Annotated in this window: 1 protein-coding gene; it reads right to left on the reverse strand. The window is 37.3% G+C overall.

Annotated elements, in window-relative coordinates:
- Positions 1 to 828 (reverse strand): MBOAT family O-acyltransferase (locus AC1DJR_RS31935; protein WP_477004460.1); only part of this gene is annotated, 828 nt, incomplete at both ends.

Raw genomic sequence — 828 nt, forward strand, 5'->3', positions numbered from 1 at the left:
AGATAATAAAGCCGTAATATAATCCCCAGGCGATAAATGTCCAGCTTGCCCCGTGCCATAAACCGGTTAATCCCCATACGATGAAGAGGTTACGGTAATTTGCTAGTTTGGATACACGGTTTCCGCCGAGCGGAATGTATATATAGTCGCGGAACCAAGAGCCTAGTGTAATATGCCATCTTCTCCAAAATTCTGAAATGGATTTCGAGATGTACGGATAATTGAAGTTTTTCGGGAAATCAAATCCGAACATTTTTCCAAGTCCAATTGCCATATCAGAGTATCCTGAGAAATCGAAATAGATTTGAAGTGTATAGGCGATAATACCAATCCAAGCCGTTCCAGCGCTCATTTCAGACGGTGGTAAGGCAAAGATTTTATCTGCGACAAATCCAACTTGATTGGCGATTAACATTTTTTTCGCTAATCCTAAAACGAAAATTTGGATACCTTCTGTAAATCGTTCAAAAGAATGGATGCGCGTTTTAATTTGATCAGCAACGATATTGTAACGAACGATTGGTCCGGCAATAAGCTGCGGGAAAATTGATATATATAGTGCTAAGTTAAGTGGATTCTTTTGAACTGCGCCATCTTTACGGTATATATCGATGACGTATGACATCGCTTGGAATGTATAAAATGAAATCCCAATTGGTAGTGGAATAGGTTCCACCTGGATAGATAAATGTAAAGCGTTGTTTAAAATGTCTGTGAAAAATGAAATATATTTAAAATAAGAAAGTAATAAAATATTTCCGACCACAGCCATAATTAAAAATGTGACTTTCATATTTTTTCGTTTATCATAATGATGCACGAGTAGGC

The organism is Bacillus sp. 05T31, assembly GCF_056396725.1.